Origin of the sequence: Mycolicibacterium confluentis (assembly GCF_010729895.1) — a bacterium.
Lineage (GTDB): Bacteria > Actinomycetota > Actinomycetes > Mycobacteriales > Mycobacteriaceae > Mycobacterium > Mycobacterium confluentis.
The window spans coordinates 1,851,474-1,878,204 of the sequence record NZ_AP022612.1; the positions used below are offsets into that span (position 1 = coordinate 1,851,474).

A 26,731-nucleotide genomic window follows, 5' to 3' on the forward strand; every position below is an offset into this window, starting at 1 on the left:
GTGATGATTCCGGCCAGAACCGCCCCACGCGCTGCGGGGGTGCTCATGGGTTACCTGACCGACGTCGCGCTCGGCGACCCACAACGTGGCCACCCGGTCGCGGGTTTCGGGAGTGTGGCGGCCCGTTGGGAACAGGTGGTCTACCGCGACGACCGCGTCGCTGGAGCGCTGCACGCCGCCGCGCTGCTCGGTGCGCTGGGCGGCGCCGCGACGCTGGTGTCCCGGGCGGCAGGCAGGCGCGCGGGCGCCCCAGGGACGGTCGCGACGGTGGCCGCCGCGACGTGGGCATGCCTGGGTGGTACGACGCTGGCGCGCACCGGAACCGCAATGGCCGACCTGCTGGACGCGGGCGACCTCGACGGGGCGCGTGAGCTGCTGCCGTCGCTGTGTGGCCGCGATCCCGCATACCTCGACGCCGACGGCCTGGCGCGCGCGGCACTCGAGTCGATCGCCGAGAACACCTCCGACGCGCAGGTGGCCCCGCTGGTGTGGGCCGCGGCCGGGGGAGCGCCCGCAGTGCTGGTGTACCGCGGAATCAACACGCTCGACGCCATGGTGGGCCACCGGTCACCGCGGTACGCGCGATTCGGGTGGGCCGCCGCGCGCATCGACGACGTCGCCAACTATCTGGGTGCGCGTCTGGCCGGCGCGCTGGTGGTGCTGTGCGCACCGCTGGTCGGCGGGTCGTCAGCGGCCGCGCTGCGCGCCTGGCGCCGCGATGCCGGCCGCCACCCGAGCCCCAACGCGGGCGTCGTCGAGGCGTCCTTCGCGGGAGCCCTCGGAGTCCGCCTGGGTGGGCCCACGCAGTACCACCACGAACTGCAGATCAGGCCGACGCTCGGCGACGGTCACGCGCCCACGGCCGCCGACCTGCGCCGGGCCGTGACGCTGTCGCGCTGCGTGCAGGGGGCGGCGGCCGTCGCGACGTGCCTGGGGGCGGTGGCGCTGGGCCGGATTCAGCGCCGACGGCCGTAACGGTCGGCCAGTTTCTGCTCGACGGTCTTCGGTTGGGTGCCGTCCTGGGCCTCGGCCTCCTCGCGTTCCCGGCGGCGGGCCTTGACCTCGGTGTAGACGAAATACCCCAACCCCACCGGGGCGAGGATGCCGAACGCGATCCACTGAATGCCGTAGGACAGGAATGGCCCGGCGTCCAGATGGGGCAGGCCTATCTCGCCGAGGCCACCCGGTTGGTTTCCGGTCAACTGCAGGTAGGAGCCCGCCAACGGCACGTCGAACAGTTCGGCCAACTGGCGGGTGTCGATCGCGTAGACCTGCGGGCTGCCGTTCTCGATGATCGGCGCCTTGTCCGGCGGGGCGGTCTCACTGTCGCGCAGGCGAGCGGTGATGGTCACCTCGCCGGTGGGTGCCGGTTCGATCGGCGGCATCTGCGTGCCCTGTTCGGGACGGACGTAACCGCGGTCGACCAGGACGATCGGCCCGTCCTGCACCGCGAACGGGGTGAGCACCTCGAACGCGGGCTCACCGTCGACGATCCGCAGCCGGGCCAGGATCTGCTTGTCGGCCAGGTAGCGCCCGGTGGCGGTGACGCGGTGCCACTGCTCATCGGGGGCGAACGAATCCTGGTGCGGCAGAACGCTGGTCAACGGCACCGGGTCCGCGGACAGGGACGCGGCGATCTGGTCATTCTCCCGTGAGGTCTTGGTGTTCTTGCCCAGCTGCCACGGCGCGAGCACCGTGAAGCACAGATAGGCGAACGCCGCGGCCACCACGGCCAACGCGAGCCACCCGGGTTTGAACCACTTCATGACACCTGCGCCTGTCCGTCGAGTTGGGAGTCGACCCAGTCGTGCAGACCGGGCAGCGCCGCGGCGATCACGGTGAACACGTCCTCGAAGTCGGCCAGGTCGCCGTAGTACGGGTCCTCGACGTCGAGCGCGTGGGCTCCGGAGCGCGGGTCGAAGGAGCGCAGCATCCGGACGCGGTCCGGTTCTACGCCGAGCTGGGTGAGAATGCGGACGTGGTTGCGGCCCAGCGCGATCACCAGGTCGGCCGACAGGTGGTCGTCGTCGACCTGCGCCGCGATGTGCTCATGGGGATAGCCGTGCGCGGCCAGCACCCGATTGGCGCGGTGATCGGCGCCGTCCCCGGCGTGCCAGCCGCCCGTCCCGGCGCTCGTGACGCGGACGTGCTCGGCCAGGCCGCGCTCGGCGATCTGATGGGCGAACATCTTCTCCGCCATCGGGGACCGGCAGATGTTGCCCGAGCACACGAACGTCACGTGCAACCGATCAGACACCCAGCACCTCCCGCAGGGCGGCCACGTCGGCGACGTGGGTGGGCGCCGGGGCGTCGTCGGTGACGTCACGGAAGTCGTCGCGGCCGTAACCCCACGCGACCACCACGGTGTCGATGCCGTGCGCGGCGGCGCCCTCGACGTCGTGGCGGCGGTCACCGACCATCAGGACGCGTTCGGGCAGGGGTTGCAGTTGTGCGAGCGCGTGCGCCACCACGTCGGCTTTGGCCGCGCGGGTGCCGTCGGGGCTGGCGCCGGCGATGACGTCGAAGTGGTCGGCCATCCCGAAATGCTCGAGGATGCGACGGGCCGTGGGTTCGGCCTTGGAGGTGGCCACCGCCAGGCGCACGCCGGAGGCCCGCAGATCGTTCAGCAGATCCTCGATCCCGTCGAACGGTGTGTTCATGGCCCACCCGCGGGTGGTGTAGTCGGCGCGATAGGCCGCAATCGCCTCGTCGACACGCTCACCGAGCCCCATCAGGGCCAGCGTGTGGTGAATGGGCGGCCCGACAATCCGTCCCACCAGGTCGCCCTCGGGGATTTCCGCTCCGACCTGGCCCAATGCGTGCCGGAAGCTGGCCACGATGCCCTCCGCGGAGTCCGTCAGGGTCCCGTCGAGGTCGAACAGGACGAGCTGCGGCGCGGCGGTGGGCGAGAGGATCGGGGACAGTTCGGTCACGCAGCCATTGTCCCTGATGATTCGGCCACTACTGTTTGCAGGCGTGAGTGTGCGCCTGGCCGACGTGATCGACGTCCTCGACGCCGCCTACCCGCCCCGGCTCGCGCAGTCGTGGGACTCGGTGGGCCTGGTGTGCGGCGATCCCGACGAGCGGATCGAGTCGGTGACGGTCGCCGTCGACGCGACCGCGGCCGTCGTCGACGAGGTCGGTGAACGCGGCCTGCTGCTGGCCCACCACCCGCTGCTGCTGCGCGGCGTGGACACCGTGGCCGCCAGCACCCCCAAGGGCGCGCTGCTGCACCGGCTGATCCGCAGGGGCGCGGCGCTGTTCACGGCCCACACCAACGCCGACGCGGCCGCGCCCGGGGTCTCGGACGCGTTGGCGTCAAGGCTCGGGTTGACCGTCGAGGACGTGCTCGAGCCGGGACGCGGCGGACCGGACTATGACAAGTGGGTGATCTTCGTCCCACCGGAGTTCGCCGAGGCCGTGCGCACCGCGGTGTTCGACGCGGGCGCCGGTTCGCTCGGCGACTACTCGTGCTGCAGTTGGTCGGTCACGGGCACCGGCCAGTTCCTGCCGCACGAGGGCGCGACTCCGGCCATCGGCACGGTGGGGACCGTGGAACGGCTGCCCGAGGACCGCGTCGAGGCGATCGCGCCTGCGTCCGCGCGGGCTCGGGTGCTGGCCGCGATGCGGGCCGCGCACCCGTACGAGGAACCGGCCTTCGACGTGCTGCCGCTGGCGCCGCTGCCGTCGGGCGTGGGCGTCGGGCGGATCGCGGCCCTGGCCGAGCCCGTGACCTTGCGCGAGTTCGTGGCGCGGGTGGGGGAGCGGCTGCCCGCCACGGTCTGGGGAGTGCGGGCCACCGGCGATCCCGACCGTGTGGTGTCACGGGTCGCGTTGTGCGGCGGCGCTGGGGACTCACTGCTTGACCGCGTCGCCCGCGCCGGGGTCGACGCCTACGTGACCGCGGACCTGCGGCACCATCCCGCTGACGAGCATCGACGTGCCAGTGACGTCGCGCTGATCGACGTCGCGCACTGGGCCAGTGAGCACCCCTGGTGCGCGCAGGCCGCCGGTGTGTTGCGGGCACAGTTCGGCGACGAGTTGCCGGTGCGGGTCAGCGAGACCCGCACCGATCCATGGAACCTGGGAGTGAATTGATGAAAGCCGACCTCTGGCAACAACGTTCGTTGCTCGAGATCTCCGCGCTGGACGCCGAGCTGAGCCGAATCGCGCACCGCGCGAAGAATCTCGCCGAGCAGCAGCGTGTGGATGAGTTGACCACCGAGCATCAGGCCGCGGTCGATCGGCTTGCGGTTCTGCGCATCGCCGCCGATGACATCGACGAGCAGGTGTCGCGGCTGGAGTCCGAGATCGACGGCGTCCGCCAGCGCGAGGATCGGGACCGGGCCCTGCTGGACTCCGCGACCACAAATGCCAAACAGCTCACCGAACTGCAGCACGAACTCGAGACGCTGCAGCGTCGCCAGTCCTCGCTGGAGGATACGCTGCTGGAGATCATGGAACGGCGTGAGGAGTTGGCGACGCAGCAGGCCGAGATCACCGCCGACATCGAGCGACTCGACGCGGACCGCGACGCGGCGGGGCGCGACCGCGACGCCGCACTGGCCGAGATCGAAGACCTCCGGACGCAGAAGAATGAACGTCGCGAAACGCTCACCGCCAGCATCGATTCCGAGCTTCTGGCGCTCTACGAACGGCAGCGCGCGACCGGCGGCATCGGTGCCGGAGCGCTGCAGGGCCGTCGGTGCGGCGCGTGCCGCATCGAGATCGACCGCGGCGAGTTGGCCCGCATCGCGGCAGCCGCGGACGACGCCGTGCTGCGCTGCCCGGAATGCGGGGCGATTCTGCTACGGGTGACTGTATGAGAGTTCTGGTCGAGGCCGACGGCGGTTCGCGCGGCAATCCCGGACCGGCCGGGTACGGCGCGGTGGTGTGGTCGTCCGACCGCGCCGCGGTGCTCGCCGAACGCAAGGAGGCCATCGGCTTCGCGACCAACAACGTCGCGGAGTACCACGGGCTGATCGCGGGACTGTCGGCGGCGGTGGACCTCGGTGCGGCCGAGGTGTCGGTGGCGTTGGACTCCAAGCTCGTCGTCGAACAGATGTCGGGGCGCTGGAAGGTCAAGCATCCCGACCTGCTCGGCCTCAACCGGCAGGCCAAACAGTTGGCCGCGCAGTTCGACCGGATCGACTACCGCTGGATTCCGCGCGCGCAGAACAGTCACGCCGACCGGTTGGCGAATGAGGCGATGGACGCGGCCGCGGCGGTGACCACGCCGGAGACGCCCGTCGAGGCCCCGGCGGCGGTCGAGAAGCCGTCGGCACCCGGGTGGACCGGCGCGCAAGGCGCCCCGACCCGGTTCCTGCTGCTGCGGCACGGACAGACCGAGCTGTCGGTCGAGCGCCGCTACTCCGGTCGCGGCAACCCCGAACTGACCGACCTCGGACGCCGGCAGGCTGAGGCCGCTGCGGCGTATCTGGCGGCGCGTGGCGGTATTTCAGCCGTGATCTCGTCGCCGCTGCAGCGGGCCTACGACACCGCCGCGGCCGCCGCGAAGGCGCTCGGTCTCGAGGTCGCCGTCGACGACGACCTCATCGAGACCGACTTCGGCAGCTGGGAGGGCAAGACCTTCTCCGAGGCGCACGAGGCCGATCCCGACGTGCACACCCGCTGGCTGCGCGACACCAGCGTCACCCCGCCGGGCGGGGAGAGCTTCGACGACGTGCACACCCGGGTGCGTCGCGCCCGGAACCGGATCATCGCCGAGCACGGCGAATCCACGGTGCTGGTGGTCTCCCACGTGACGCCGATCAAGACGCTGCTGCGGATGGCGCTCGATGCCGGTCCGGGCATCCTGTACCGGCTGCACCTGGACCTGGCGTCGCTGTCGATCGCCGAGTTCTACTCCGACGGCCTGGCGTCGGTGCGCCTAGTGAACGACACGTCGTATCACTGAGGAACAACGGATATCTACTGGTGTCCCTGGGGTGCCTACTGGTCCTGCAGGTGCATGCGCTCGCCGTGCGGGCCCAGGATCACCAGCGCCTCAACGGGTCCGTCGACCACGCCGAACCAGTGAGGGGTCCAGGTGCTGAACTCGACCGCCTCGCCGGGGTCGATGGTGAAGTCCCGGTCGCCGAGGATCAGGCGCATCCGCCCGGACAGCACGTAGAGCCAGTCGTGCCCGTCGTGCACGCGGAACTCGGCCGGCGGGGTGTTGCGCTCCGCACTGATCCGGATCTTGTACGCGTGCAGGCCCGCGGCGGGGCCGTGCCGGGTCAGCGGCCAGAAGGTGATCCCGTGCGCGGTGTGGGAGGCGCCGCGCACCCGAGGATCGGCCTGCTCGTCCTCCCGCAGGAGGTCGTCGGTGCTCACCCCGAGCGCGGTGGCCAGGCGCGGCAGATGATCCAGGGCCAGGCGGCGCTTGCCGGATTCGAGGCGACTCAGCGTCGAGACGTCGATTTGCGCGCGGGTCGCCACGTCCTCCAGCGTCATGTTCTGCCGCGTGCGCAGTTCGCGCAGGCGTCGGCGCACCCGCAGATCGACGTCGTCTTTTGCCGTCATGGCAAACCAGGTTGCCATTCCTGGCGCGCTGTCGGCAAGCTTGTGGCATGGAGCAATTGGACGCAAAGCAGCGCTGGGAAGAGCGCTACGCCGAATCGGACCGCATCTGGAGTGGTCGCCCCAACGCCCGCCTCGTGGAGGTGGCGCCGGGCCTGACGCCCGGGCGCGCACTGGATCTGGGATGCGGCGAGGGCGGAGACACGGTGTGGCTGGCCGAGCACGACTGGCATGTCGTGGCCGTCGACATCGCCGACGCGGCACTGGCGCGGGCCGCGGAACTGGCCGCGTCACGCAATGTGCTGGACCGCATCGAGTTTCAGCAGCACAACCTGACCGAGACGTTCCCGCAGGGGAGCTTCGACCTGGTGTCGGCGCACTTCCTGCATTCCCCGTGGGACTGGGACCGAGACGCGCTGCTGCGCCGTGCCGCGGACGCGGTGGCCCCCGGTGGCACGCTGCTGATCGTCGACCACGGTGAGGCGCCGCCGTGGGCGCAGGGCGTGCACGATCACCGGTTTCCCAGCGTCACTGAGGTTCTCGACGGGCTGGCGCTCGACGCCGCGCAGTGGGAGCGCGTGCGGGTCGAGCAGTCCGAGCGGGAGGCGCAGGGCCCCGACGGTCAGTCCGGCACCCTCATCGACAATGTGATCGTCCTGCGGCGTCGCTGACCGGTTCCAGCGCGGACAGGCTCTGCGGCAGCGGATCCCGGTGCAGCACACCCAGGCGTTGGGTGGCGCGGGTCAGGGCGACATAGAGTTCGGCGGCCCCGCGGGGACCGTCTGCCAGGATGCGCTCGGGTTCGACGACGAGCACCGCGTCGAACTCCAGACCCTTGGTCTCCGAGGCCGGCACCACACCGGGTACGCCCGGCGGGCCGATCACCACGCTGGTGCCCTCACGCTCGGCCTCGTCGGCGACGAAATCCGCGATGGCGGAACTGATCTCGTCCGAGGTGACCTGGCGGGACCAGGGGGCGACACCGCATGAGCGCACCGACTCGGGCGGCTGCACGTGGGGCGCGAACTCGGCCAGCACGCCCGCCGCGACGGCCATGATCTCGGCCGGCGTGCGGTAGTTCACCGACAGCGACCGGTAGACCCAGCGGCCCGGGACATACGGGTCGAGCATCTCGGCCCACGAGATGGCGCCGGCCATGGAACGGCGCTGAGCCAGGTCGCCGACGATGGTGAACGACTTGCCCGGGCAGCGTCGCATCAACACGCGCCAGTCCATCGCCGACAGTTCCTGCGCCTCGTCGACGACGACGTGACGGTACGTCCAGTCCCGGTCTGCTGCAGCCCGTTCGGCGAGTTCGCGGTTGTCGCGTTCGATGAACCGGTCCGCCAGATCCTCGGCGTAGAGCAGGTCCTGGGCGATGAGGTGATCCTCGTCGTCCATCAGATCCTCGCGGCTGATGAGGCCCTCGAGCACCTCGGCGGCGTAGTCGGCCTCGGCCTGGCGTTGCCGTTCGGCGGCGAGTTCGGCCTCGGTGTTGACCCCGCCGAGCAGGTCGACCAGTTCGTCGAGCAGGGCGACGTCCGACACGGTCCAGGCCTGGCCGTCTTCGCGTGCGAGCATCGGGTCCGCCCCGGCTGCGCGCAACCGCTTCGGCGAGGAATAGAGCTGGGCGAGAAGGTCTTCCGGAGTGAGCTTGGGCCACAGCTGGTCAAGCGCGGCCTTGAAGGCGTCGTTGTCGGCGAGCTCTTCGATGAGGTTGGTGCGCAGCTGTTCCCAGGCGTCCTTGTCGTCACGGGTCAGCCAGCCCCGACCGATGCGGGCGATGGCCCGTTCGGTGAGTACGTAGGTCACGATGTCGGTGAACACCGCTCGGGCCTCGTTGTGTGGGTGTCCGCTGGAGCGGGCCTCCTCGCGGGCCCACTGTGCGGTCTCGGCGTCGATGCGCACCGCGACGTCGGACAGTTCGATGAGCAACGGCTCGTCGGGGAGGGTCTGGCGGTCGGCGACGGCCGCCGCGAGGACGTCGAGCATCTGCAGGGACCCCTTGAGCCGGGCCACCTCCGGGGCGTCCTCGGCGGCCACGTGCAGGCCCGGCACCAGATCACCCGGAGTCATGAACACCACGTTGGATTCACCCAACGACGGCAGCACCCGGCCGATGTGGTCGAGGAACGCGGCGTTGGGTCCCACCACCAGGACGCCGTGGCTCTCCACGCGCTCGCGCTGCGTGTAGAGCAGGTAGGCGACGCGGTGCAGGGCGACGACGGTCTTGCCGGTGCCGGGTCCGCCTTCGATCACGAGTACGCCGGGGTGGTCGTGGCGGATGATCTCGTCCTGCTCGGACTGGATGGTGGCGACGATGTCGCGCATCCCTTCCCCGCGGGGAGCGTTGACCGCCGCGAGCAGTGCCTGGTCGGCCGACACGGCGCTGCTGTCGTCGCTGTCGGCCTCCGGGCGGCCGAGCACCTCGTCGGTGAACTCGCGCAGGGTGCGGCCTCGGCTGTGGAACTGGCGGCGGCGGCGCATGCCCTCGGGATGCGCCGCGGTGGCGGTGTAGAACGCCCGGGCCGCGGGGGCCCGCCAGTCCAGCAGTAGCGGCTCGTAGTCGTCGTCCTCGTCGAACACGCCGATGCGGCCGATGTAGCTGGGCTCACCGGTCACGGAATCCAGGCGCCCGAAGCACAGGCCGTTGTCGGCCACGTCGAGGCGGGCCGCCTGTTTGGCCAGAGCGCGCACCTCGGCGTCGCGGTCGACGAGTTCGCGGTCCTTGTCCCGCATTGCCGCGCGGTAGCGGTCCCGTACCCGGGCGCGTTCGGCGTCCAGGCGCGTGTAGAGGCCGTCGACGTAGTCCTGTTCGGACTGCAGTTCTTCTTCGTATCCGCGCACGTATGTATCCCTGATTCCCTACTTCGACATCCTCGGCCAGCGATTGTCCGGCATGACCCCCGCCTTGCCGCAAGTCCGGGATGGCGCGGTATGTTGGAGGAGGAAGGACCGCTGAGCGGGGCCTTCCATTTTTTGTCGGTGGCCCGGCCTAGGGTCGAAAGTATGTTCGAACTGCCGGTGGTGGGGCCCGACGCCGATGAGGCGGCGTTGGTGGCGCACATCGGTGCGTTGGAGACACTGAAGGCACAGGCAGCGGCGGCGCAGGCCCGGGCGACGGCGCAGTTGGTGCAGTCACGGCATGCCGCTGAAGCCGCGCGTGGAGTGTCTGCGACGCGGCGGGGTCGAGGGTTGGCCACCGAGGTCGCGCTGGCCCGGCGTGACGCACCTGCCCGCGGTGGCCGTCATGTCGGGTTCGCCACCGCGCTGGTGCAGGAGATGCCGCACACCCTGGCCGCGCTGGAGTCCGGGGTGCTGACGGAGTGGCGGGCAACCTTGATCGTGCGGGAGTCGGCCTGCCTGAGTGTCGAAGATCGCCGCGCCCTGGACGCCGAACTGTGCGCCGACCAGGGTGAGCTTGCGGGCTGGGGCGACGGGCGGGTGGCCGCCGAGGCCAAGTCGATCGCCTACCGCCTGGATCCGCACGCCGTCGTCGACCGAGCCGCGAATGCCCAGCAGGACCGGCGCGTGACCATCCGGCCCGCCCCAGACACCATGACGATTGTGACCGCGCTGCTGCCGGTGGATCAGGGCGTGTCGGTCTACGCTGCCCTCAAACGAGAAGCCGACACCACCGGTGATGGCCGGTCCCGAGGCCAGATCATGGCCGACACCCTCGTTGAACGCGTCACCGGAGGCTCGGCGGCCGCCCCGACTCCCATCGCCGTCAACCTGGTGTTGCCCGAGGATGCGCTCATCGGCGGAAACACGCCGGCGGTGATCTCCGACTACGGGCCGGTTCCGTCGGAGATCGCGTGCCGGTTGATCGACGCCGCGGCCGGCGACGCGGAGTCCACCGCGACGTTGCGGCGGTTGTACGCCAGCCCCGCCTCGGGCGCGCTGGTCGCCATGGAGTCACGCGCCCGGATCTTCCCCAAGGGCCTGGCCCGACTCATCCGGTTGCGGGACCAACGCTGCCGCACGCCCTTCTGCGATGCGCCCATCCGGCACATCGACCACGCCGAGGGGGCCTCGAGCACGGGCGCGACCTCGGCCCTCAACGGCGAGGGGCTGTGCGAGGCCTGCAACTACGCCAAACAGGCCGACGGCTGGCAGGTGCACACCTGGTTGGACCGCTGCGGGACGCACACGGCGGAGTTCGTCACGCCGACCGGCGCGCGCTACCGGTCGACGGCGCCCCCGGTCGTGCCCACGCCGCGGCCGGGCCGGGTCAGCATGGTCGAGGAACGACTTCGGTCAGAGCTCTACCCGCGGCATGCGGCCTGAGCTCAGGGGACCGGCAGTTCGGCCAGTTGGGTGAGTCGGATGCTGTTTCCGGACGGGTCCCGGAACCCGGCGTCGATGCCATACGGCGCATCGAACGGCGCCTCGGTGAACTCCACACCGCGGGCCGAGAGTTCGGCGTAGGACTTGTGGCAGTCATCGGTGGTCAGAAAGACCGTGCCGGCGAATCCCATGGCCACCAGGTCGAGAACCTGCCGCTGCACGCTGTCGTCCATCATGGGCGGGCCGGGCAGGGCCATCAGGACGATGCTCACGTCGTCCTGGCCAGGCGGGCCGACGGTCAGCCATCGGAAGCCCTCCATGTCGGGAAGTGAGATGTCTTGGCGCACTTCGAAACCGATCTTCTCGGTCCAGAACCTGCATGCGATTTCCTGGTCGTGCACCCACAGGGCGGCACTGGCGATTTTCATCATGGTGGTGAACCTACGACGCGCTCGCGCGCCTCGTCTTCTCCTGATGTGCTGTGTTTGGCCGGGTGTGCAGGCGCAGAACGCAGTTGGGGACGCGGGCATACATCGATGCCGGCGGCATGCTGGCCCGGTAGGCCGCCGGCGGTTTCCCGTACACCCGCGCGAAGGTGCTCGTGAAGGACCCGACGCTGGAGAACCCGACCATGGTGCAAATGTCGGCCACGGAACGGTCGGTGTAGCGCAGAAGTGCCGAGGCGCGCTCGAGGCGCCGGGACTGCAGATAGGCGCTGGGGGACTCGCCGAAGGTACGGGTGAACATGCGGCTGAAATGCGCCCGGGACAACCCGGCCGCGGCGGCGAGGTCGGTCACGGTGATGGGCTCGCTGTAGCGCGCGTCGACGAAGTCCTTGGCGCGCATCAGGTAGCGCGCTGGCGGCAGCATGCAGCAATTATGGCCTGGCGGGGGGTGACAGGGTAGCTTTAATCCTCGCGAACGAGTTGGCTGGGCGGCCGCGGAGAAATTCGAGGAAAGTCCGGACTTCACAGAGCAGGGTGATTGCTAACGGCAATCCGAGGTGACTCGCGGGAAAGTGCCACAGAGAACAGACCGCCAGAAATGGTAAGGGTGAAACGGTGCGGTAAGAGCGCACCAGCATTCCGGGTGACCGGAGTGGCTAGGTAAACCCCACCCGAAGCAAGGCCAAGAGGTCGTGCCCAGCACGACTGCGCAGGCGCTCGAGGGCTGCTCGCCCGAGCCTGCGGGTAGGCCGCTTGAGGTACCCGGCGACGGTGTGCCCAGATGGATGGTCGCCGCTGATGCTCTTCCGCAACGGAGAGCTCAGGACAGAATCCGGCTTACAGGCCAACTCGTTCGCCCCTACTTCATCGCCTTCCGCAGCGCCTTCAGCGCGGAGTCGAGTTGGTCGCGGCAGCGCTGCGCGAGTTCCTCCTCGCGCTGGTGCAGCACGCCGTAGGTGAAGGTGTCCTCGTCCGCGAGGTGCGCGGCCTCGGCCTGGGCCAGCAGGTGGGTGCGGCTCACGGTGGCGTCCTGGTGGTCGCCGAGCAGGCTCTGGATGGTCTTGGCGGCCTCCGACACCTTGCGCTCCCCGGTGGCGGCGGCGGTGTACCGCAACCGCTTGGCGCCCTTGCGGATCCGGTGCAGGGCCTCATCGCGATCGGGGGAGTCCGCCTGGGCCTTGGCGGTTTTGGCGGCCTTGCGTACGCGTTTGTACGCCGAGTCCAGGCTCGCGGCCTCGCCCCCGGACGGCGGTGTGGTGACGACCTGTTCCAGCGCGTCGAGAAGCCGGAAGTAGCGCGGTGTGCGCATCGCCGCAATGGCGCGTCGCAGCCCGGTCTCGTAGCGTTTCCGGGCACCGTCGACGAGGCGCTCCCGGACCGGGCCCCGGACGAGGTCGGCAGGCAGGTCGTTGAGCGCGTCGTCGTACTTCTGGGCGAGCACCTCGGCGTCGCGGGCCACCCCGAGAAGTGCGGCGAGCTGACGCAGTTCGTCGAGAATCCACTCGTCGGGGTCCGAGTCCTCCTTGAGCAGGCTGCGCAGTTTGCGCGTGGTGACCCGCATCTGGTGGACGGCGTCGTCGGTGTCCGAGCGCACCGCGCGATCCCAGGTGATCAGCTCACCGATCAGCTCGGTCACCGCGCGGTGGATGGGATCGTCGGACTCGACGGGCTCTGGTGGGGGACTGGCCGCGTCGAGCACCCGAGCCAGTTTCGAGCCGTGACCAGCCGGTGTCGCGCCCGCGTCGAGAAGCCGTCGGCTGAGCCGGTCCAGCAGTTCGCGGTCGTCGGACTCGACCAGTTCCAGCTCCCACTCCCGCCACCGCTGCTCGACGTCGCCGGCGGTCGCCACCACCTGGTCGTCGCAGAACTCCGCGAGCACCGCGCCGTCGGCGCTGCGGAGCAGTTGGACGCCGCGCGTGGTCGCGATCCGTGCAACCGGTCCCAGGGGCCGATCGCGGACCACCGCGAGCACCACATCGCGCAACTGCTCGGGCACCTCGGCCGACTCGTCGCCCAGTGGCAGACGCACCTCGGTGCGCGCGTCCGGTCCGGCGGGCAGCTTGAGGTGCCAGCCCGCGTCCTCGCCGCCGGTGCGCCTGCGCAACGTGATGCGGTGCCGCGCGAGGTCGTGGTCGGCGGTGTCGAAGTACACCGCGTCGAGGTGCTGCGTCGGCGCGAACTCCACATGGGTGACCGAACTCAACCCGTCGAAGGACGGTGCGACTTCGGCGTTCTCGGCGTCGAACTTGAGCTCGACCTCGATGTGCCTGGTGGGTTCCGACTTCCGCTTAGCCACGTCCCCAGCCTGCCACAGCTAGCTTGCCCGCTGTCCTCGGAACTCTCCCGCCTGCGCCCAGGCCTGCCGTTCGGCGTTGAACGCCGCGGCCTGGTGCGAGCCGAAGGCCGCGATCGATTCGGCGTTGTCGGCGAGGAACTGTTGATACTGCGCCAGCGAGAACTCCCCGTCCGTCATCTCGACCCGACCCCGCCCGGCGGCCATGTCGGCGCGCAGGTCGAGCAGTTCCTCGGCGCTGACGGGGTGAAAGCTGATCCGGTCGAAACAGCGCAGCAGCCACGGCGTGCCCGGTTCGAACGAGTCCGACGAGTGCGGATGGCGGTGGTTCCACACCTGTGTGGTGCGGCCGACGAACTGGTAGCCGCCGGGGCCCTCCATGCCGTAGATGCACAGGTAGGCGCCGCCGATGCCGACGGCGTTCTCGGGTGTCCAGGTCCGCGCCGGGTTGTACTTGGTGGTGACCAGGCGGTGGCGCGGATCCAGGGGAGTGGCCACCGGCGCGCCCAGGTACACATCGCCCAGGCCGAGCACCAGGTACTGCGCCGCGAACACCGTGTCGTAGACCTCGCCGGTGTCGGCCAGACCGTTGACGCGCCTGATGAACTCGATGTTGTCGGGGCACCACGGGGCATCGGCGCGCACGCCGTGCACGTAGCGCTGGATGGCCTCGTGCGTGGCGGGATCGTCCCACGACAGCGGCAATCGGACGGTGCGACTGGGGACGACGAGTTCCTCCGAGGGCGGCAGGTCCGCGTCGAGGCGGGCGACCACCTCCGTCACCTCGACGGCCGACACGGTCGCGGGGTCGAACTGCACCTGCAGGGATCGGACACCGGGCGTCCGCTCGGTGACCCCGGGCGCCCCCAGCGCGCTCAACCGCTCGTCGAGAACGTGCACGCGGGCCCGCATCGCCAGATCCAGTGCCATGGGCCCATATTCGACCAGCACAGCCGCATCACCACTGCGTCGCAGCGTGACCTCGGTGCCGTCAGCGGAGGTGAACCTTTCGAGCACACCGTCGTCGTTGTCCCCGGAACTCGACAGCACCAGAGGGAACGACGCCCGTCTGCCGACATCCAGGGTGCGCAGCGACGGGGCCCGCTCGGCGCGTACCGCGACGAACCGCACCGTGTCGCCCGGCGCCATCTGGCCCAGCTTCCACCGGTCGCCGCTGACGACGGTGACGGGGCAGACGAAACCGCCCAGGCTAGGCCCGTCGGGACCGAGCAGGATTGGGGTGTCGCCGGTGAAGTCCAGTGCGCCAACGCAGTAGGCGTTGTCGTGAATGTTCGACGGATGCAGGCCTGCTTCACCGCCGTCGGTGCGGGCCCACTGCGGGCTGGGGCCCTCGAGGCGGATCCCGGTGCGGTCGGAGTTGAAGTGCACGCGGTAGTCGGTGCCGAACAGTGTGTCGATGTCGGTTCGGGTGAAGAACTCGGGCGCACCGTGCGGGCCCTCGGTGACCGCCAGTTCCCAGCGATGGCCGATGCTGGGCTGCTCCTCGATCGCCGCGCGGGCCTCACGTCCGGGGCGCTCGATGTGTGGGCCCGGATCGGCGCCGGCAGTCAGCACATCTCCCGGCGCCAGCGCGCGGCCGTCATGACCACCGAAGGCGCCCAACGTGAATGTGGCTGTGCTGCCCAGGTACTCGGGCTCGACGAGCCCTCCGGCGATCAGCACATAGCAGCGCATGCCCGGACCGGACACCAGGCCGACCCGCAGGACGCCGCCGGCCGGCACGGTGACCGAACGCCACTGCGGGGTGGGAACGTCGTCGACGGTGACGGGCACCGGTGCGCCCGCGACGCAGACCCGGCCGCCGGTGGGGAAGCCCACGGCCAGGCCGCCTTTGGTGCATTCCAGGCCCGCGGCGCCCTCCGGATTGCCGAGCACCCGGTTGCCGATGCGGAAGGAGAGATCATCCATCGGCCCCGACGGGGGGACGCCGACGTGCCAGTACCCCGTGCGGCCCGGCCAGTCCTGGACCGTGGTGAGCAGTCCGGGCGCCACGATCTCGACCGTGGTCATGATTCTGTGATCACCATCTGCACCGGCGTGGGGTCAAAGCCGTTGCACGGGTTGTTGATCTGCGGGCAGTTGGAGACCAGCACGAGCGTGTCGATCTCGGCCTGCAGGGTGAGCGATTTGCCGGGTGCGGACAACCCGTCGACGATGCCGAGGGTGCCGTCGGGTTCGACCGGGACGTTCATGAAGAAGTTGACGTTGGACACCAGGTCCCGCTTGCTCATGCCCCACCGGATCGCCTCGGCCAGGAAGTTCTCGGCGCAGGCGTGCTGGTGCACGGTGTGGTGGCCGTACCGCAGCGTGTTGGACTCCTTGGAACACGCGCCCGCGATGGTGTCGTGATTGCCGACCTCGTCGGCCACGATGCGCACCAACGCCGTCCCGTCGCCCGCGCGCAGCACAGATCCGGTGGTCAGAAAGATGTTGCGCTGCGCGGCGACAGTGGCCTGAGCGCAGTACCTCAGCGCTGAATCGGGACGGTCACCCGCGCCGATGCCGTAGAACAGCGTGTCGACGGCCTGGTTGCCGTGCAGGTCGATGATCTGCAGGCGCTGTCCGGCCCGCAGGATCGCTGACCACGGCGCCCGTGCCGCCACGGTCTGGTCGAGTACGACGGTCATCATGCCCCCTCGATGGTGTTCTGGGCCGCGGCCCAGGTGCTTTCGGAGTTGAACAGCGCGCGAAGGTATTCGGGGTCGGTGCTGCTGGGCACCGAGAGTTCCTCGTCGGCGCGCCAGGCCAGGACGTCGAGCGCGGTCGGCGCGGGGGCGGGGTCCAGTGGGTGCGTGGTGTTGACGACAGCCACCACGACCGGCAGGTGGATCAGCAGTTCGACCGCCCCGCCGGGCCCGGACGATCCGGTGAAGTTCAGCGCGCCGTCGTCGTCCACCCGGACACCCTTGAAGAACGACACCGACGGCGCGAGGTCGCGGATGTCCAGGCCGTGCTTGTGTGCGGCCAGCAGCATCGCGTCGCGACCTTCGACGGTCATCCCGCACAGCGCGTCGTGATGGGCGGAGGTGTCGGACACGATGGTGGCCAACACGCGGCCCTGATCGGACAGCAGAGGGTGACCGGTGCTCAGGTACGCCTGCCACGGCACCTTCAGGGTGTCGGCGACGTTGAGCCGCTCCCACGGGGCGTCGCTGCGGAACAGCAGCAGGTGGGCGCAGGCGCCGCCGTCGGGGTCGGCCAGGCGTAACCGGGTGCCGCGGCCCACAACACGCGACGCGTAGGAGCCTGCGGGGATGGACTCGGCCCATCGCACGGCGGTGTCGGCGACACCGTCGGGCAGGGTGGGAATCGGCAGGTGGGCGTGGGCGGCTTGGGCCCGGGCGTGGGTCCGGGCGCCGTCGGTGGAGGCGGTGCTCATGTGGCATTCCTATCACCCGACAGGTAAACCTGCAGTGCGAGCGAGGCCCGGGGTGCAACAATGACGCCATGTCCGACGACGGCAGAGGGCGCCCACGGCTGGCGCCGTCCCGTCGCCCCGGCAAAACCGCACGTGAGGAGATCCTCGACGCGGCCGCCGAACTGTTCACCAACCGCGGCTACGCGGCCACCTCGACGCGTGCCGTCGCCGCTGCCGTGGGGATGCGTCAGGCCTCGCTGTATCACCACTTCTCGACCAAGGACGACATCCTCGACGCCCTGTTGGCCGGCACCATCGACGAACCGCTGAGATTCGCCGAGGAGCTGCTGTCCGATCCAGGCCCGGCGCCGCAGCGCCTGCACACCCTGACATTCGGCGACGCACGCCAACTGTCCACCAGCAGATGGAATCTGGGCGCACTGTACCTGCTGCCCGAACTGCGGGTCGAGCGGTTCGAGGAGTTCCGTGCTCGCCGCGAACGGCTGCGGGACGCCTATCGGCGCCTGGCCGGACTCGTCATCGCCGAATGGGACGGCCCTCCCGACGCCGCCGAATTGCCGTTCCGGCTGGTGGAATCCGTCATCAACCGACGCTCCGATGACGGCGAGTGCTCGCCTGAGGCGCCATGGGTGATCGCCGACGGCGCACTGCGCTGTGTGGGGTTCCAGGGCGATCTCGCTGCCCTGCGCAGGGGGACCACTGCGAGGTTGCGCATCGGTGACGATAACGTCACCGTATGACTTACGAGACCCTCCAGTTCGAGCAGTCCGGCCCCATCGCCCGCATCACGCTGAACCGGCCTGAGGCGGCCAACGGGATGAACGATGTCATGACGCGCGAACTCGCGCAGGTGGCCGCCGAGGTCGATGCACCCGGCACCAAGGTCGTCGTGCTGAGTGGCGCCGGTCGATTCTTCTGCGCCGGAGGGGATCTCAAGGCGATGGCGGCCTCGGCGCTGGGGCCGGGCCGCTTCGTCAGGGGCATCGCCAACGACCTGCACCGCGCGATCGCGACGTTCGCTCGCATGGACGCGGTGCTGATCACCGCGGTCAACGGCACCGCCGCGGGCGCCGGGTTCTCGCTGGGCATCAGCGGTGATCTGGTGGTGGCCGCGAAGTCGGCCTCGTTCACCATGGCCTACACCAAGGCCGGACTGAGCCCCGACGGCTCGGCGTCCTACTACCTGCCACGGCTTGTCGGCGCACGACGGGCGGCCGATCTGATGCTCACCAACCGGCGACTGTCGGCCGACGAGGCCCAGGATTGGGGACTGGTGAACTACGTGGTCGACGACGCCGACCTCGCCGCGCGGGTCGACGCCCTGGCCGGCGACATCGCCTCGGGCTCAGCGCAGTCGGCGGCTGCGGTCAAGAAACTGCTTGCGGTGTCGTTCGACAACGGCATCGAATCGCAGATGGAACTCGAGAGCCGGTTCATCGCGGCCAATGCCGAGGGTCCCGGTGGACGCGAAGGCATCGACGCGTTCCTGAACAAGCGCGCGCCGCAGTTCGACTGAGTCCGGCTAGAACGAGTGCTCGTCGGCGGGGAACACCCCGCTGGCGACCTCGTCGGCGTACTGCTTTGCCGCGCGGCCCAATTCAGCACCGACATCGCCGAATCGCTTGACGAACTTGGCGGTCCGGCCCGCCGTCATGCCGGCCATGTCCTGCCACACCAGAACCTGGGCGTCGCAGTTGGGGCCCGCGCCGATGCCGACGGTCGGGATCGTGAGCTTTCCGGTGATCTGGGTCGCGAGTTCGGCGGGCACCATCTCCAGCACGACGGCCACGGCACCGGCCTCGGCGACCGCGATGGCGTCGTGGATGGTCTGCTCACCGGAGTCGCCGCGGCCCTGGACCCGGAACCCGCCCAGGCCGTTGACGCTCTGCGGGGTGAATCCGATGTGCGCGATGACCGGGATGCCGGCCTGGGTCAGCGTGGCGATCTGATCGGCCACGCGTTCGCCGCCCTCGAGCTTGACCGCGTGCGCACCGGTCTCCTTGAGGAAACGGGTCGCGGTGGCGAGCGCCTGCGCGGGGCCGGCCTCGTAGCTGCCGAACGGGAGGTCGGCGATGACGAGGGCGTGCGGTGCGCCTCGGACCACGCCGCGGACGAGCGGGATCAATTCGTCGATCGAGATCGGGACGGTGGTGTCATAGCCGTAGACCACGTTGGCGGCCGAGTCGCCGACCAGAAGGACCGGGATCTCCGCGTCGTCGAAGACGCGGGCCGTCGAGTAGTCGTACGCGGTGAGCATGGCCCACTTGTGGCCTTCGCTCTTCCATTGCTGCAGGTGGTGGGTGCGCACCTTGGTGCGGGGCCTGCTGGATTCCTGGGCAGCGCCGTAGACAGACATCTTTGTCCTTAGATGTTGTTGTCGGGTCGATCCTCGAGGCCCATCCGGGTCCCCGGGTCGTCTGACCAACCCAGTCTGCCACTGCGGCGGCGCCAGGTGAAGCGGCAGTTGAGTGGACTTCCTCACAATGCCGGGACAACCGGCCTACCATCGGCTTCCATGCCGGGATACCAGAGGCTGAGCGGCCTCGATGCAAGCTTTCTGTACCTGGAGACGGCGAGTCAGCCGCTTCACGTGTGCTCACTGCTCGAACTCGACACGTCCTCCATCCCGGGCGGTTACACATTCGACCGGCTCAAGGACGCACTCGCGCTGCGGGTCACAGCCATGCCGGAGTTCCGGGAGAAGCTGACCGACTCGTTCCTCAACCTCGACCACCCAGTGTGGGTGGAGGACAAGGACTTCGACGTCGACCGTCATCTGCATCGAATCGGTCTGCCGTCGCCGGGCGGGCGGACCGAGCTGTCGCAGATCTGCGGTCACATCGCGTCGCTGCAGTTGGACCGCAGCCGTCCGCTGTGGGAGATGTGGGTCATCGAGAACATCGCCGGCACCGACGCGCACGATGGCGGGCGCCTGGCGGTGTTCACCAAGGTGCACCACGCCGCGGTCGACGGCGTGACCGGCGCCAACCTGATGTCGCAGTTGTGCACCACCGAACCCGACGCACCTCCGCCGGTTCCCGTCGAGGCCCCCGGAGGTGCCGGGCAGTTGGAGATCGCAGTGCGCGGCCTGGCACGTTTCGCCACAAGGCCGGTGAACCTGGCCACGCGGGTGGTGCCGAACACCGTCAGCACGGTCGTCGACACCGTCCGCCGCGCGGCCAAAGGTTCGGCCATGGCCAGCCCGTTCCGAGCCCCGCAGACGGCGTTCAACACCACCATCACCGGGCACCGCAACATCGCCTACGCGCAACTCGACCTCGAGGACGTCAAGAAGGTCAAGAACCACTTCAACGTCAAGGTCAACGACGTCGTGATGGCGCTGGTGTCAGGCGTGCTGCGGCAGTTCCTGACCGACCGCGGTGAGCTGCCCGAGAACTCGCTGGTGGCAATGGTTCCGGTGTCGGTGCACGGCCGATCCGACCGGCCCGGCCGCAACAAGGTGTCGGGCATGTTCGCGAGCCTGCACACCGAGATCGCCGACCCGGCCGAACGAATCAAGGCCATCGCGGAGGCGACTTCGGTTGCCAAGGAACACAGTTCGGCGATCGCAGCCACGCTGCTGCAGGACTGGACGCAGTTCGCCGCGCCCGCGGTGTTCGGCGTCGCGATGCGCGTGTATGCCGGCACGCGGCTGACCGAGGCCAGACCAGTGCACAACGTGGTGCTGTCCAACGTTCCGGGACCGCAGGAACCGCTCTACTTCCTGGGCGCCGAAGTCAAGGCGATGTACCCGCTGGGCCCGATCTTCCACGGGTCGGGGTTGAACATCACCGTGATGTCGTTGAGCGGCAAGCTCGACATCGGACTGATCTCGTGCCCAGAGCTTCTGCCGGACCTGTGGGACATGGCCGACGATTTCGCTGTGAGCATGGAGGAGCTGCTCGCGGCGGCGCGCTAACAGGAGTTGCGCGGGCTTCATGGCAGCATGGACTTCCATGAGCCTGATTCGCCATGTTTCGATCCCGCGTGGCCGTATGCTGCGCGCCGCAGCGATCGTGACGGCGGTGACGGCAGTCGCACTCGGTGGCGTCGGCTGCGCCCGGGTGGTGGACGGGCAGGCCGCCATGGCCGAACCCCGCATCGGCGAGCCCGTGCGGTGGGAGGAGTGCAAGTTCACCGGTGGCGACGTGAAGCTGCCGCCGGGTGCCGAATGCGGTCGGATCGCCGTGCCGGTGGACTACGCCAAGAAGGACGACCCCGACGCGCCGATCGCACAGTTGGCCATGATCCGGTTCCCCGCCACGGGGGAGAAGATCGGCTCGCTGGTGGTCAACCCGGGCGGGCCCGGTGAGTCCGGCATCGAGGCCGCGATCGGCATGGTCGAACTGCTGCCGCCCGCGGTGCGGGGGAAGTTCGACTTCGTGGGCTTCGACCCGCGCGGTGTCGCGTCGTCGACCCCGGCGCTGTGGTGCAACTCCGACGAGGACAACGACCGCCTGCGCGCCGAGCCTCAGGTGGAGTACACCCCCGAGGGTGTGGCCTGGCTCGAGGACGAGACCAAGCAGTTCATCCAGCGCTGCGTCGACAAGATGGGTGAGGAGTTCCTCGCCAACGTCGGCACCGACAACGTCGCCAAGGACCTCGACCAGATTCGGGAGGCGCTCGGCGACGACAAGCTGACCTACCTGGGCTACTCCTACGGCACGCGCATCGGGTCGGCCTACGCCGAGCAGTTCCCGCAGAACGTGCGCGCCATGATCCTCGACGGCGCCGTCGACCCCAACGCCGATCCGATCCAGGCGGACATCGACCAGGCCGCGGCGTTCCAGGAGGCGTTCAACGACTACGCGGCCGACTGCGCGAAGGACCCGACCTGCCCGTTGGGCACCGACCCGGCCAAGGCCGTCGACATCTACCGCGACATGGTCGGGGCGCTGGGCACCAAGTCGGCACCGACCAAGGATCCGCGCGGGCTGTCGTACAGCGACGCCGTGGTCGGCACCATCATGTCGCTCTACTCGCCGTCGCTGTGGCGGCACCTGACCCAGGGTCTGACCGAACTGCGTAACGGCAGGGGAGACACGCTGCTGGTGCTGTCGGACATGTACATGCGCCGCGACCGCGACGGGCATTACACCAACGCGACCGATGCGCGCATCGCGATCAACTGCGTCGATCAGCCCGCCATCATGGACCGCGACGTCGTGATCGAGCAGGACCGCAAAATGCGTGAGGTCGCGCCGTTCATGAACTACGGCGAGTTCACCGGCGATGCGCCCATGTCGACCTGCTCGTTCTGGCCGGTGCCCCCGACCAGTGAGCCGCACGAGGTGTCGGTGCCCGATCTGGCGCCCACCCTCATCGTGTCCACCACGGGTGATCCGGCCACGCCGTACCAGGCCGGTGTCGACCTGGCCAAGCAGCTTCGCGGGGGTCTGATCACGTACGAGGGCACGCAGCACACCGTGGTGTTCCAGGGCGAGTCCTGCGTCGACGACATGGCCGCGGCCTACCTGATCGACGGGACCATGCCGCCGCCCGACGCCAAGTGCTGACGCAGCAGTTCCGAGAGTTTGTCCGTACCGAGACCGGAGCGTGACCACCCGCGGTCCGCACCGTCGGCACCGGCATGCAACGATGGGCGGCATGCAGCGTTCAAGACGATGGGGCTGTGCGCTGCTCACCACCGTGCTCTGGTTTTCCGTGCCTGCTTCGGTGGCCACGGCAGAGCCGGAAATACCTGTGCCGCAAGCCAACTGGGGATCATGCGACCAGTTCTTCGGTGGTGATGTCGGCCTGCCTACAGCGCAGTGCACCATGCTCGGAGTTCCGCGAAGTTATGACGATCCCGGCGGCCCCCCGGTGGATCTCGCGGTCATCCGCGTGCCCGCCTCGGGCCAGCGGATCGGCGCGCTGTTCGTCAACCCCGGCGGACCCGGAGCGTCAGCGGTGGACACCGTCGCCGGCATGGCCGCTGCGTTGGTGGGCTCGCCGATCAACGAGCACTTCGACTTCGTCGGCTTCGATCCGCGCGGCGTCGGCTACTCGACCCCGGAACTGCGCTGCCGCACCGACGCGGAGTTCGACGCCTGGCGCCGCGAACCGATGGTCGACTTCAGTCCTGCGGGCGTGGCGCGCATCGAATCGCTGTACCAGCGGTTCGCCCAGCAGTGCGCCAACCGGATGGGCACCGACTTCCTCTCCGCGATGGGCACCCGGGAAGCCGCGCACGACATGGAGACCATCCGCCGGGTGCTCGGCGACGAGCAGATCAACTATCTGGGCTTCTCGTACGGCACGGAGATCGGCACGGCCTACGTGTCGCGGTACGGCCAGCACGTCCGCGCCATGGTCCTCGACGGCGCCATCGACCCCAGCATCGACCCCGTCACCAAGAGCATCAACCAGATGGGTGCGTTCCAGCGGGCGTTCACCGACTACGCCGCCGACTGCGCGCAGGCCGCGGGATGCCCGCTGGGCCAGGACCCGTCGCAGTGGGTCGACCGCTACCACCAACTGATCAATCCGCTGGTGGCCCGGCCCGCGCAGACGTCGGATCCTCGCGGTCTGAGCTACGCCGACGCCATCACCGGGACGTTCAACGCGCTCTACACCAAGCACCTCTGGAAGTACCTGACCAGCGGGCTATTGGGTCTGGCGCACGGCACCGGCCCGGACGATCTGCTGCTGCTGGCCGACGAATACCAGGGCCGCGACGGCAGCGGGCACTACCGCAACGTGCAGGACACGTTCCATGCGGTGCGCTGCGTGGACGCACCCGCGCCGACGGACCCGGCCGTGTGGGCCGCGGCCGACCAGCGGATCCGCGAGGTCGCCCCGTTCGCGGCCTACGGCGAGTTCACCGGTTACGCCCCGCGGGACATCTGCGCGTTCTGGCCGGTCCCCGCAACGTCCGTCCCGCACGAAGCCCCGCCCGCCCCGCCGGGGTCGGTCGTGGTGGTGTCGACGACGCACGACCCCGCCACTCCGTATGAGGCGGGCGTGGGTCTGGCGCGCCAACTGCAGGCACCGCTGATCTCGTTCGAGGGCACCCAGCACACCGTGGTGTTCAACGGCTTCGAATGCATCGACAGCGCGATCGTGGACTACCTCGTCGACGGTGTGGTGCCGGGCAACCTGCAGTGCGCCGCGTGATCATCGCCGATAGGCGACCATCTCCCGCGACAGCAGCCTGCGCTGTCGGTGTTCACGACTGCACGCCACGGCCAGAACCGTCAGCAGCAGCCAACTGACCAGCGCGCTGGCAAGCACCAGAATGAACGCGGCCCACGCCCCACCGGCGAGGTGCTGGGACGCAGTCTGCCGCGACCACAGGCGCCAGTAGATCATCAGGTTGACGGCGAGCCCGACGCCGTAGGACACCGCGAAGGACAACAGGTACGGCTTCCACGTGCCGTCCTTCAGGCGCGCCGAGATCGGTTCGTGCCGAAGCGGATACAGCACCGACAGCACGTTGCCCACACCCAGCCAGATGAACACCATGGTGAGCAGCTGGTCGACCATCGCGATCGCGTTGCCGTCACCGGCGACGGTGAGCAGGGCGATGACCGGCAGGCCCGCGAGCAGTACCAGGGCGGCCATCGCCAGGTTCTTCGACACCAGGATCCGCCACAGCGATTCCCCCGACGTCAGCGCATCACGCACCCGTTGCGCCTCGAAGCACAGTGCGTTGGTGCACACGACACTGCCGATCACCGCCGAGAACAGGTACAGCGTCAACCGGCCCGCGTCGTACCGCGTGAAGCCCGTGAGGTGGTAGAAGGCCACCAGGGACAGGGCGATGCCGAGGGTGATCACGATGCGCATCGCGATCGCACGGGGCCGGTCGGCGACGATGTGGCGCAGTTCGCCGACCACAAGCCGGCCCAGGCGGTTCAGCAGCGCGGGGAAGGCCCGTGCGGCCTGACGGCGCGCGGCGGTCTCGGGTTCGGCCTCGCCGAGCGCGACACCCTGGGCCTGGGCCGTGGTCCTGACGGCTTCGGCGACCGCCGCGCGGGCCAGCGCGACCGCGACGACGGCGTTGGCGGCGGCCTCCTGCGGTGTGGCGGTCAGGGTCCGCGCCGCGTCCGACGAGCGGACCAGCTCCTCGAGGCGAGCCCGCCACAGCGGCGAGGCAACGGAGGCCGCGATGTCGTCGGTCTGGCGCAGCGTCGCCAGGTCGGCGTCGGCCTGCGCGGCGAGCGTGGAGAGCTGTTCGTCGTCATCCCACTCGGCGGCCGCCGCGGCGGCGTCGACGGTCCGCACCGCATCGGCCAGGGTGCGCAGTTCCTGCACGGCGGCCAAGGACAGCGGCGCGCCTGTTGTGGCGTTGTGCGCGGGTCGGGACGGTGGCTCGGACTTCGGGATCACGGACACACTTCATACTCACAGGCTTCCGCCGCCAACGGCGACACGCCTGTAACACAGATTTAACAGCCGATGCATACGCTCGCGGACATGGATCGCCAGAAGGAGTTCGTGCTCCGCACGCTGGAAGAACGGGACATCCGCTTCGTCCGGCTGTGGTTCACCGATGTGCTTGGTTTCCTCAAGAGCGTGGCGATCGCGCCCGCCGAACTCGAGGGGGCCTTCGAGGAGGGGATCGGCTTCGACGGCTCTTCGATCGAGGGCTTCGCGCGCGTGTCGGAATCGGACACCGTCGCTCGACCCGATCCGTCCACCTTCCAGATCCTGCCGTGGACCACCAGTGGCGGAGACCATCACTCGGCCCGGATGTTCTGCGACATCACCATGCCCGACGGTTCGCCGTCGTGGGCCGACTCCCGGCACGTGCTGCGTCGCCAACTGGCCAAGGCGGGCGACCTCGGCTTCTCCTGCTACGTGCACCCCGAGATCGAGTTCTTCCTGCTCGAGCCCGGACCGTATGACGGCAGCGTGCCCGTGCCCGCCGACAACGGCGGCTACTTCGACCAGGCCGTGCACGATTCGGCGCCCAACTTCCGTCGGCACGCCATCGACGCGCTTGAGTCGATGGGCATCTCCGTCGAGTTCAGCCATCACGAGGGCGCCCCGGGCCAGCAGGAGATCGACCTCCGTTACGCCGATGCGCTGTCGATGGCCGACAACGTCATGACGTTCCGGTACGTGGTCAAAGAGGTCGCACTCGGCGAGGGCGTCCGCGCGTCGTTCATGCCCAAGCCGTACAGCGAGTACCCCGGTTCGGCCATGCACACCCACATGAGCCTGTTCGAGGGTGAGACCAACGCCTTCCACAGCCCCGACGATCCGCTGCAGCTCTCCGACGTCGGCAAGTCCTTCATTGCCGGCATCCTCGAACACGCCAGCGAGATCAGCGCCGTCACCAACCAGTGGGTGAACTCCTACAAGCGCCTGGTGCACGGTGGCGAGGCCCCGACGGCGGCGTCCTGGGGTGCGGCCAACCGGTCGGCCCTGGTCCGCGTCCCGATGTACACGCCGAACAAGTCTTCGTCGCGTCGCGTCGAGGTGCGCAGCCCCGATTCGGCATGCAACCCGTACCTGACCTTCGCGGTGCTGCTGGCCGCCGGCCTGCGCGGCGTCGAGAAGGGATACGTGCTGGGCCCCCAGGCCGAGGACGACGTCTGGAGCCTGACCAGCGAAGAGCGTCGGGCGATGGGCTACCGCGAGCTGCCCACCAGCCTCGGCAACGCGCTGGCCGCCATGGAGAACTCCGAACTGGTTGCGGAAGCGTTGGGGGAGCACGTCTTCGACTTCTTCCTGCGCAACAAGCGCGCCGAATGGGAGACCTACCGCAGCAGCGTCACCCCCTACGAGCTCAAGCAGTATCTGTCGCTTTAGCGGGGATTGCCGCTTGACGGC

At 69.4% G+C, this 26,731-nt stretch carries 25 protein-coding genes and 1 other RNA gene; 13 read left to right on the plus strand and 13 right to left on the minus strand.

All coding sequences use genetic code 11. The features are described 5' to 3' along the window. The first annotated feature begins 3 nt into the window (after positions 1 to 3). Positions 4 to 975: a cobalamin biosynthesis protein gene (locus tag G6N34_RS08525; RefSeq protein ID WP_085150718.1), complete on the plus strand. Its 972-nt coding sequence runs from the start codon at positions 4 to 6 to the stop codon at positions 973 to 975. On the opposite strand, the gene G6N34_RS08530 is transcribed toward G6N34_RS08525, so the two are convergent. Genes G6N34_RS08530 through G6N34_RS08540 form a run of 3 tightly spaced genes read right to left on the minus strand, consistent with a single transcriptional unit; the run spans position 957 to position 2,933 of the window. After that, positions 957 to 1,766, minus strand: a complete 810-nt coding sequence (locus G6N34_RS08530; RefSeq protein ID WP_085150720.1) for an SURF1 family cytochrome oxidase biogenesis protein — start codon at positions 1,764 to 1,766, stop codon at positions 957 to 959. The genes G6N34_RS08525 and G6N34_RS08530 overlap by 19 nt on opposite strands. After that, positions 1,763 to 2,200: an arsenate reductase/protein-tyrosine-phosphatase family protein gene (locus G6N34_RS08535; protein WP_456320155.1), complete on the minus strand. Its 438-nt coding sequence runs from the start codon at positions 2,198 to 2,200 to the stop codon at positions 1,763 to 1,765. The genes G6N34_RS08530 and G6N34_RS08535 overlap by 4 nt, the downstream gene beginning before the upstream one ends. A 49-nt stretch (positions 2,201 to 2,249) precedes the next feature. Continuing rightward, a complete protein-coding gene (locus G6N34_RS08540) occupies positions 2,250 to 2,933 on the minus strand; it encodes an HAD-IA family hydrolase (protein WP_407663218.1) in 684 nt (227 codons plus the stop codon). A gap of 43 nt (positions 2,934 to 2,976) precedes the next feature. Here G6N34_RS08540 and G6N34_RS08545 point away from each other — a divergent pair, with 43 nt between their 5' ends. The 3 genes from G6N34_RS08545 to G6N34_RS08555 are packed head-to-tail and all read left to right on the plus strand — an operon-like array spanning position 2,977 to position 5,917. Continuing rightward, the gene (locus G6N34_RS08545) at positions 2,977 to 4,098 is read left to right on the plus strand and encodes a Nif3-like dinuclear metal center hexameric protein (protein WP_085150724.1); all 1,122 of its coding nucleotides are present in this window, start codon (positions 2,977 to 2,979) and stop codon (positions 4,096 to 4,098) included. Continuing rightward, positions 4,098 to 4,826, plus strand: a complete 729-nt coding sequence (locus tag G6N34_RS08550) for a zinc ribbon domain-containing protein (protein ID WP_085150726.1) — start codon at positions 4,098 to 4,100, stop codon at positions 4,824 to 4,826. The genes G6N34_RS08545 and G6N34_RS08550 overlap by 1 nt, the downstream gene beginning before the upstream one ends. After that, positions 4,823 to 5,917 (plus strand): bifunctional RNase H/acid phosphatase, encoded by a 1,095-nt coding sequence (locus tag G6N34_RS08555; protein ID WP_085150728.1) that lies wholly within the window; start codon positions 4,823 to 4,825, stop codon positions 5,915 to 5,917. The genes G6N34_RS08550 and G6N34_RS08555 overlap by 4 nt, the downstream gene beginning before the upstream one ends. A 35-nt stretch (positions 5,918 to 5,952) precedes the next feature. On the opposite strand, the gene G6N34_RS08560 is transcribed toward G6N34_RS08555, so the two are convergent. Next, on the minus strand, positions 5,953 to 6,525 hold the full coding sequence (locus G6N34_RS08560) for a type II toxin-antitoxin system RelB family anti-toxin (RefSeq protein WP_085150730.1): 573 nt from the start codon (positions 6,523 to 6,525) through the stop codon (positions 5,953 to 5,955). Between the two features lie 47 nt (positions 6,526 to 6,572). On the opposite strand from G6N34_RS08560, the gene G6N34_RS08565 reads away from it, so the two are divergent. Continuing rightward, positions 6,573 to 7,193, plus strand: coding sequence for a class I SAM-dependent methyltransferase (locus tag G6N34_RS08565; RefSeq protein ID WP_085150732.1), 621 nt, complete (start codon positions 6,573 to 6,575; stop codon positions 7,191 to 7,193). Here the strand turns inward: G6N34_RS08565 and helR are convergent. Beyond that, positions 7,159 to 9,369 carry an RNA polymerase recycling motor ATPase HelR gene (gene helR / locus G6N34_RS08570; RefSeq protein ID WP_085150734.1) on the minus strand — a complete coding sequence of 737 codons (2,211 nt, stop codon included), beginning with the start codon at positions 9,367 to 9,369 and terminating at the stop codon, positions 7,159 to 7,161. The genes G6N34_RS08565 and helR overlap by 35 nt on opposite strands. Before the next feature lie 162 nt (positions 9,370 to 9,531). Between helR and G6N34_RS08575 the strand changes: the two genes are divergently transcribed. Then, positions 9,532 to 10,812, plus strand: a complete 1,281-nt coding sequence (locus G6N34_RS08575) for an HNH endonuclease (protein ID WP_085150736.1) — start codon at positions 9,532 to 9,534, stop codon at positions 10,810 to 10,812. Positions 10,813 to 10,814: 2 nt separating this feature from the next. On the opposite strand, the gene G6N34_RS08580 is transcribed toward G6N34_RS08575, so the two are convergent. Together G6N34_RS08580 and G6N34_RS08585 are read right to left on the minus strand one after the other, a co-directional pair. Then, positions 10,815 to 11,243: a VOC family protein gene (locus tag G6N34_RS08580; protein WP_085150738.1), complete on the minus strand. Its 429-nt coding sequence runs from the start codon at positions 11,241 to 11,243 to the stop codon at positions 10,815 to 10,817. A gap of 10 nt (positions 11,244 to 11,253) precedes the next feature. Beyond that, positions 11,254 to 11,682, minus strand: coding sequence for a helix-turn-helix transcriptional regulator (locus tag G6N34_RS08585; protein WP_085150740.1), 429 nt, complete (start codon positions 11,680 to 11,682; stop codon positions 11,254 to 11,256). Between the two features lie 52 nt (positions 11,683 to 11,734). Here G6N34_RS08585 and rnpB point away from each other — a divergent pair. Then, positions 11,735 to 12,114: RNase P RNA component class A (rnpB, locus tag G6N34_RS08590), an RNA gene on the plus strand. Between the two features lie 3 nt (positions 12,115 to 12,117). On the opposite strand, the gene G6N34_RS08595 is transcribed toward rnpB, so the two are convergent. Genes G6N34_RS08595 through G6N34_RS08610 form a run of 4 tightly spaced genes read right to left on the minus strand, consistent with a single transcriptional unit; the run spans position 12,118 to position 16,951 of the window. Then, positions 12,118 to 13,554 carry a CYTH and CHAD domain-containing protein gene (locus G6N34_RS08595; protein ID WP_085150742.1) on the minus strand — a complete coding sequence of 479 codons (1,437 nt, stop codon included), beginning with the start codon at positions 13,552 to 13,554 and terminating at the stop codon, positions 12,118 to 12,120. An 18-nt stretch (positions 13,555 to 13,572) separates the two neighbouring features. Then, the gene (locus G6N34_RS08600) at positions 13,573 to 15,582 is read right to left on the minus strand and encodes a 5-oxoprolinase/urea amidolyase family protein (protein WP_085150744.1); all 2,010 of its coding nucleotides are present in this window, start codon (positions 15,580 to 15,582) and stop codon (positions 13,573 to 13,575) included. Continuing rightward, positions 15,579 to 16,202 carry an urea amidolyase associated protein UAAP2 gene (locus G6N34_RS08605; RefSeq protein WP_085150746.1) on the minus strand — a complete coding sequence of 208 codons (624 nt, stop codon included), beginning with the start codon at positions 16,200 to 16,202 and terminating at the stop codon, positions 15,579 to 15,581. The genes G6N34_RS08600 and G6N34_RS08605 overlap by 4 nt, the downstream gene beginning before the upstream one ends. Continuing rightward, positions 16,199 to 16,951, minus strand: coding sequence for a DUF1989 domain-containing protein (locus G6N34_RS08610; protein WP_085150748.1), 753 nt, complete (start codon positions 16,949 to 16,951; stop codon positions 16,199 to 16,201). The genes G6N34_RS08605 and G6N34_RS08610 overlap by 4 nt, the downstream gene beginning before the upstream one ends. A 68-nt stretch (positions 16,952 to 17,019) precedes the next feature. On the opposite strand from G6N34_RS08610, the gene G6N34_RS08615 reads away from it, so the two are divergent. Next, the gene (locus G6N34_RS08615) at positions 17,020 to 17,691 is read left to right on the plus strand and encodes a TetR/AcrR family transcriptional regulator (protein ID WP_085150750.1); all 672 of its coding nucleotides are present in this window, start codon (positions 17,020 to 17,022) and stop codon (positions 17,689 to 17,691) included. Continuing rightward, the gene (locus tag G6N34_RS08620) at positions 17,688 to 18,467 is read left to right on the plus strand and encodes an enoyl-CoA hydratase/isomerase family protein (protein ID WP_085150752.1); all 780 of its coding nucleotides are present in this window, start codon (positions 17,688 to 17,690) and stop codon (positions 18,465 to 18,467) included. Before G6N34_RS08615 ends, G6N34_RS08620 begins: the two co-directional genes overlap by 4 nt. A gap of 6 nt (positions 18,468 to 18,473) precedes the next feature. On the opposite strand, the gene panB is transcribed toward G6N34_RS08620, so the two are convergent. Beyond that, positions 18,474 to 19,307, minus strand: a complete 834-nt coding sequence (gene panB / locus G6N34_RS08625) for a 3-methyl-2-oxobutanoate hydroxymethyltransferase (RefSeq protein ID WP_085150754.1) — start codon at positions 19,305 to 19,307, stop codon at positions 18,474 to 18,476. Positions 19,308 to 19,466: 159 nt separating this feature from the next. Between panB and G6N34_RS08630 the strand changes: the two genes are divergently transcribed. The 3 genes from G6N34_RS08630 (at position 19,467) to G6N34_RS08640 (ending at position 24,067) form a co-directional block, all read left to right on the plus strand. Continuing rightward, complete coding sequence (locus tag G6N34_RS08630; protein ID WP_085150756.1) at positions 19,467 to 20,870, plus strand: WS/DGAT/MGAT family O-acyltransferase; 1,404 nt, start codon at positions 19,467 to 19,469, stop codon at positions 20,868 to 20,870. Positions 20,871 to 20,907: 37 nt separating this feature from the next. After that, positions 20,908 to 22,467 (plus strand): alpha/beta hydrolase, encoded by a 1,560-nt coding sequence (locus tag G6N34_RS08635; RefSeq protein WP_085150758.1) that lies wholly within the window; start codon positions 20,908 to 20,910, stop codon positions 22,465 to 22,467. 91 nt (positions 22,468 to 22,558) lie between these two features. Beyond that, positions 22,559 to 24,067, plus strand: a complete 1,509-nt coding sequence (locus G6N34_RS08640) for an alpha/beta hydrolase (RefSeq protein WP_085150817.1) — start codon at positions 22,559 to 22,561, stop codon at positions 24,065 to 24,067. Here G6N34_RS08640 and G6N34_RS08645 read toward each other — a convergent pair whose 3' ends face one another. Further along, a complete protein-coding gene (locus G6N34_RS08645) occupies positions 24,068 to 25,282 on the minus strand; it encodes an ABC transporter permease (RefSeq protein WP_234812811.1) in 1,215 nt (404 codons plus the stop codon). Between the two features lie 87 nt (positions 25,283 to 25,369). Here G6N34_RS08645 and glnA point away from each other — a divergent pair, with 87 nt between their 5' ends. Further along, positions 25,370 to 26,710 (plus strand): type I glutamate--ammonia ligase, encoded by a 1,341-nt coding sequence (gene glnA, locus G6N34_RS08650; protein WP_085150760.1) that lies wholly within the window; start codon positions 25,370 to 25,372, stop codon positions 26,708 to 26,710. Positions 26,711 to 26,731 lie beyond the last annotated feature (21 nt).

Bases quoted from the DNA above. Each gene is read 5' to 3' on its own strand.
- glnA (WP_085150760.1), top strand. From the start codon at position 25,370: ATGGATCGCCAGAAGGAGTTCGTGCTCCGCACGCTGGAAGAACGGGAC.
- G6N34_RS08585 (WP_085150740.1), bottom strand. From the start codon at position 11,682: ATGCTGCCGCCAGCGCGCTACCTGATGCGCGCCAAGGACTTCGTCGAC.
- G6N34_RS08575 (WP_085150736.1), top strand. From the start codon at position 9,532: ATGTTCGAACTGCCGGTGGTGGGGCCCGACGCCGATGAGGCGGCGTTG.
- G6N34_RS08640 (WP_085150817.1), top strand. From the start codon at position 22,559: ATGCAGCGTTCAAGACGATGGGGCTGTGCGCTGCTCACCACCGTGCTC.
- G6N34_RS08530 (WP_085150720.1), bottom strand. From the start codon at position 1,766: ATGAAGTGGTTCAAACCCGGGTGGCTCGCGTTGGCCGTGGTGGCCGCG.
- G6N34_RS08600 (WP_085150744.1), bottom strand. From the start codon at position 15,582: ATGACCACGGTCGAGATCGTGGCGCCCGGACTGCTCACCACGGTCCAG.
- panB (WP_085150754.1), bottom strand. From the start codon at position 19,307: ATGTCTGTCTACGGCGCTGCCCAGGAATCCAGCAGGCCCCGCACCAAG.
- G6N34_RS08605 (WP_085150746.1), bottom strand. From the start codon at position 16,202: ATGATGACCGTCGTACTCGACCAGACCGTGGCGGCACGGGCGCCGTGG.
- G6N34_RS08525 (WP_085150718.1), top strand. From the start codon at position 4: ATGATTCCGGCCAGAACCGCCCCACGCGCTGCGGGGGTGCTCATGGGT.
- G6N34_RS08535 (WP_456320155.1), bottom strand. From the start codon at position 2,200: ATGGCGGAGAAGATGTTCGCCCATCAGATCGCCGAGCGCGGCCTGGCC.
- G6N34_RS08635 (WP_085150758.1), top strand. From the start codon at position 20,908: ATGAGCCTGATTCGCCATGTTTCGATCCCGCGTGGCCGTATGCTGCGC.
- G6N34_RS08610 (WP_085150748.1), bottom strand. From the start codon at position 16,951: ATGAGCACCGCCTCCACCGACGGCGCCCGGACCCACGCCCGGGCCCAA.
- G6N34_RS08620 (WP_085150752.1), top strand. From the start codon at position 17,688: ATGACTTACGAGACCCTCCAGTTCGAGCAGTCCGGCCCCATCGCCCGC.
- G6N34_RS08550 (WP_085150726.1), top strand. From the start codon at position 4,098: ATGAAAGCCGACCTCTGGCAACAACGTTCGTTGCTCGAGATCTCCGCG.
- G6N34_RS08555 (WP_085150728.1), top strand. From the start codon at position 4,823: ATGAGAGTTCTGGTCGAGGCCGACGGCGGTTCGCGCGGCAATCCCGGA.
- G6N34_RS08615 (WP_085150750.1), top strand. From the start codon at position 17,020: ATGTCCGACGACGGCAGAGGGCGCCCACGGCTGGCGCCGTCCCGTCGC.
- G6N34_RS08630 (WP_085150756.1), top strand. From the start codon at position 19,467: ATGCCGGGATACCAGAGGCTGAGCGGCCTCGATGCAAGCTTTCTGTAC.
- G6N34_RS08560 (WP_085150730.1), bottom strand. From the start codon at position 6,525: ATGACGGCAAAAGACGACGTCGATCTGCGGGTGCGCCGACGCCTGCGC.
- G6N34_RS08565 (WP_085150732.1), top strand. From the start codon at position 6,573: ATGGAGCAATTGGACGCAAAGCAGCGCTGGGAAGAGCGCTACGCCGAA.
- G6N34_RS08580 (WP_085150738.1), bottom strand. From the start codon at position 11,243: ATGATGAAAATCGCCAGTGCCGCCCTGTGGGTGCACGACCAGGAAATC.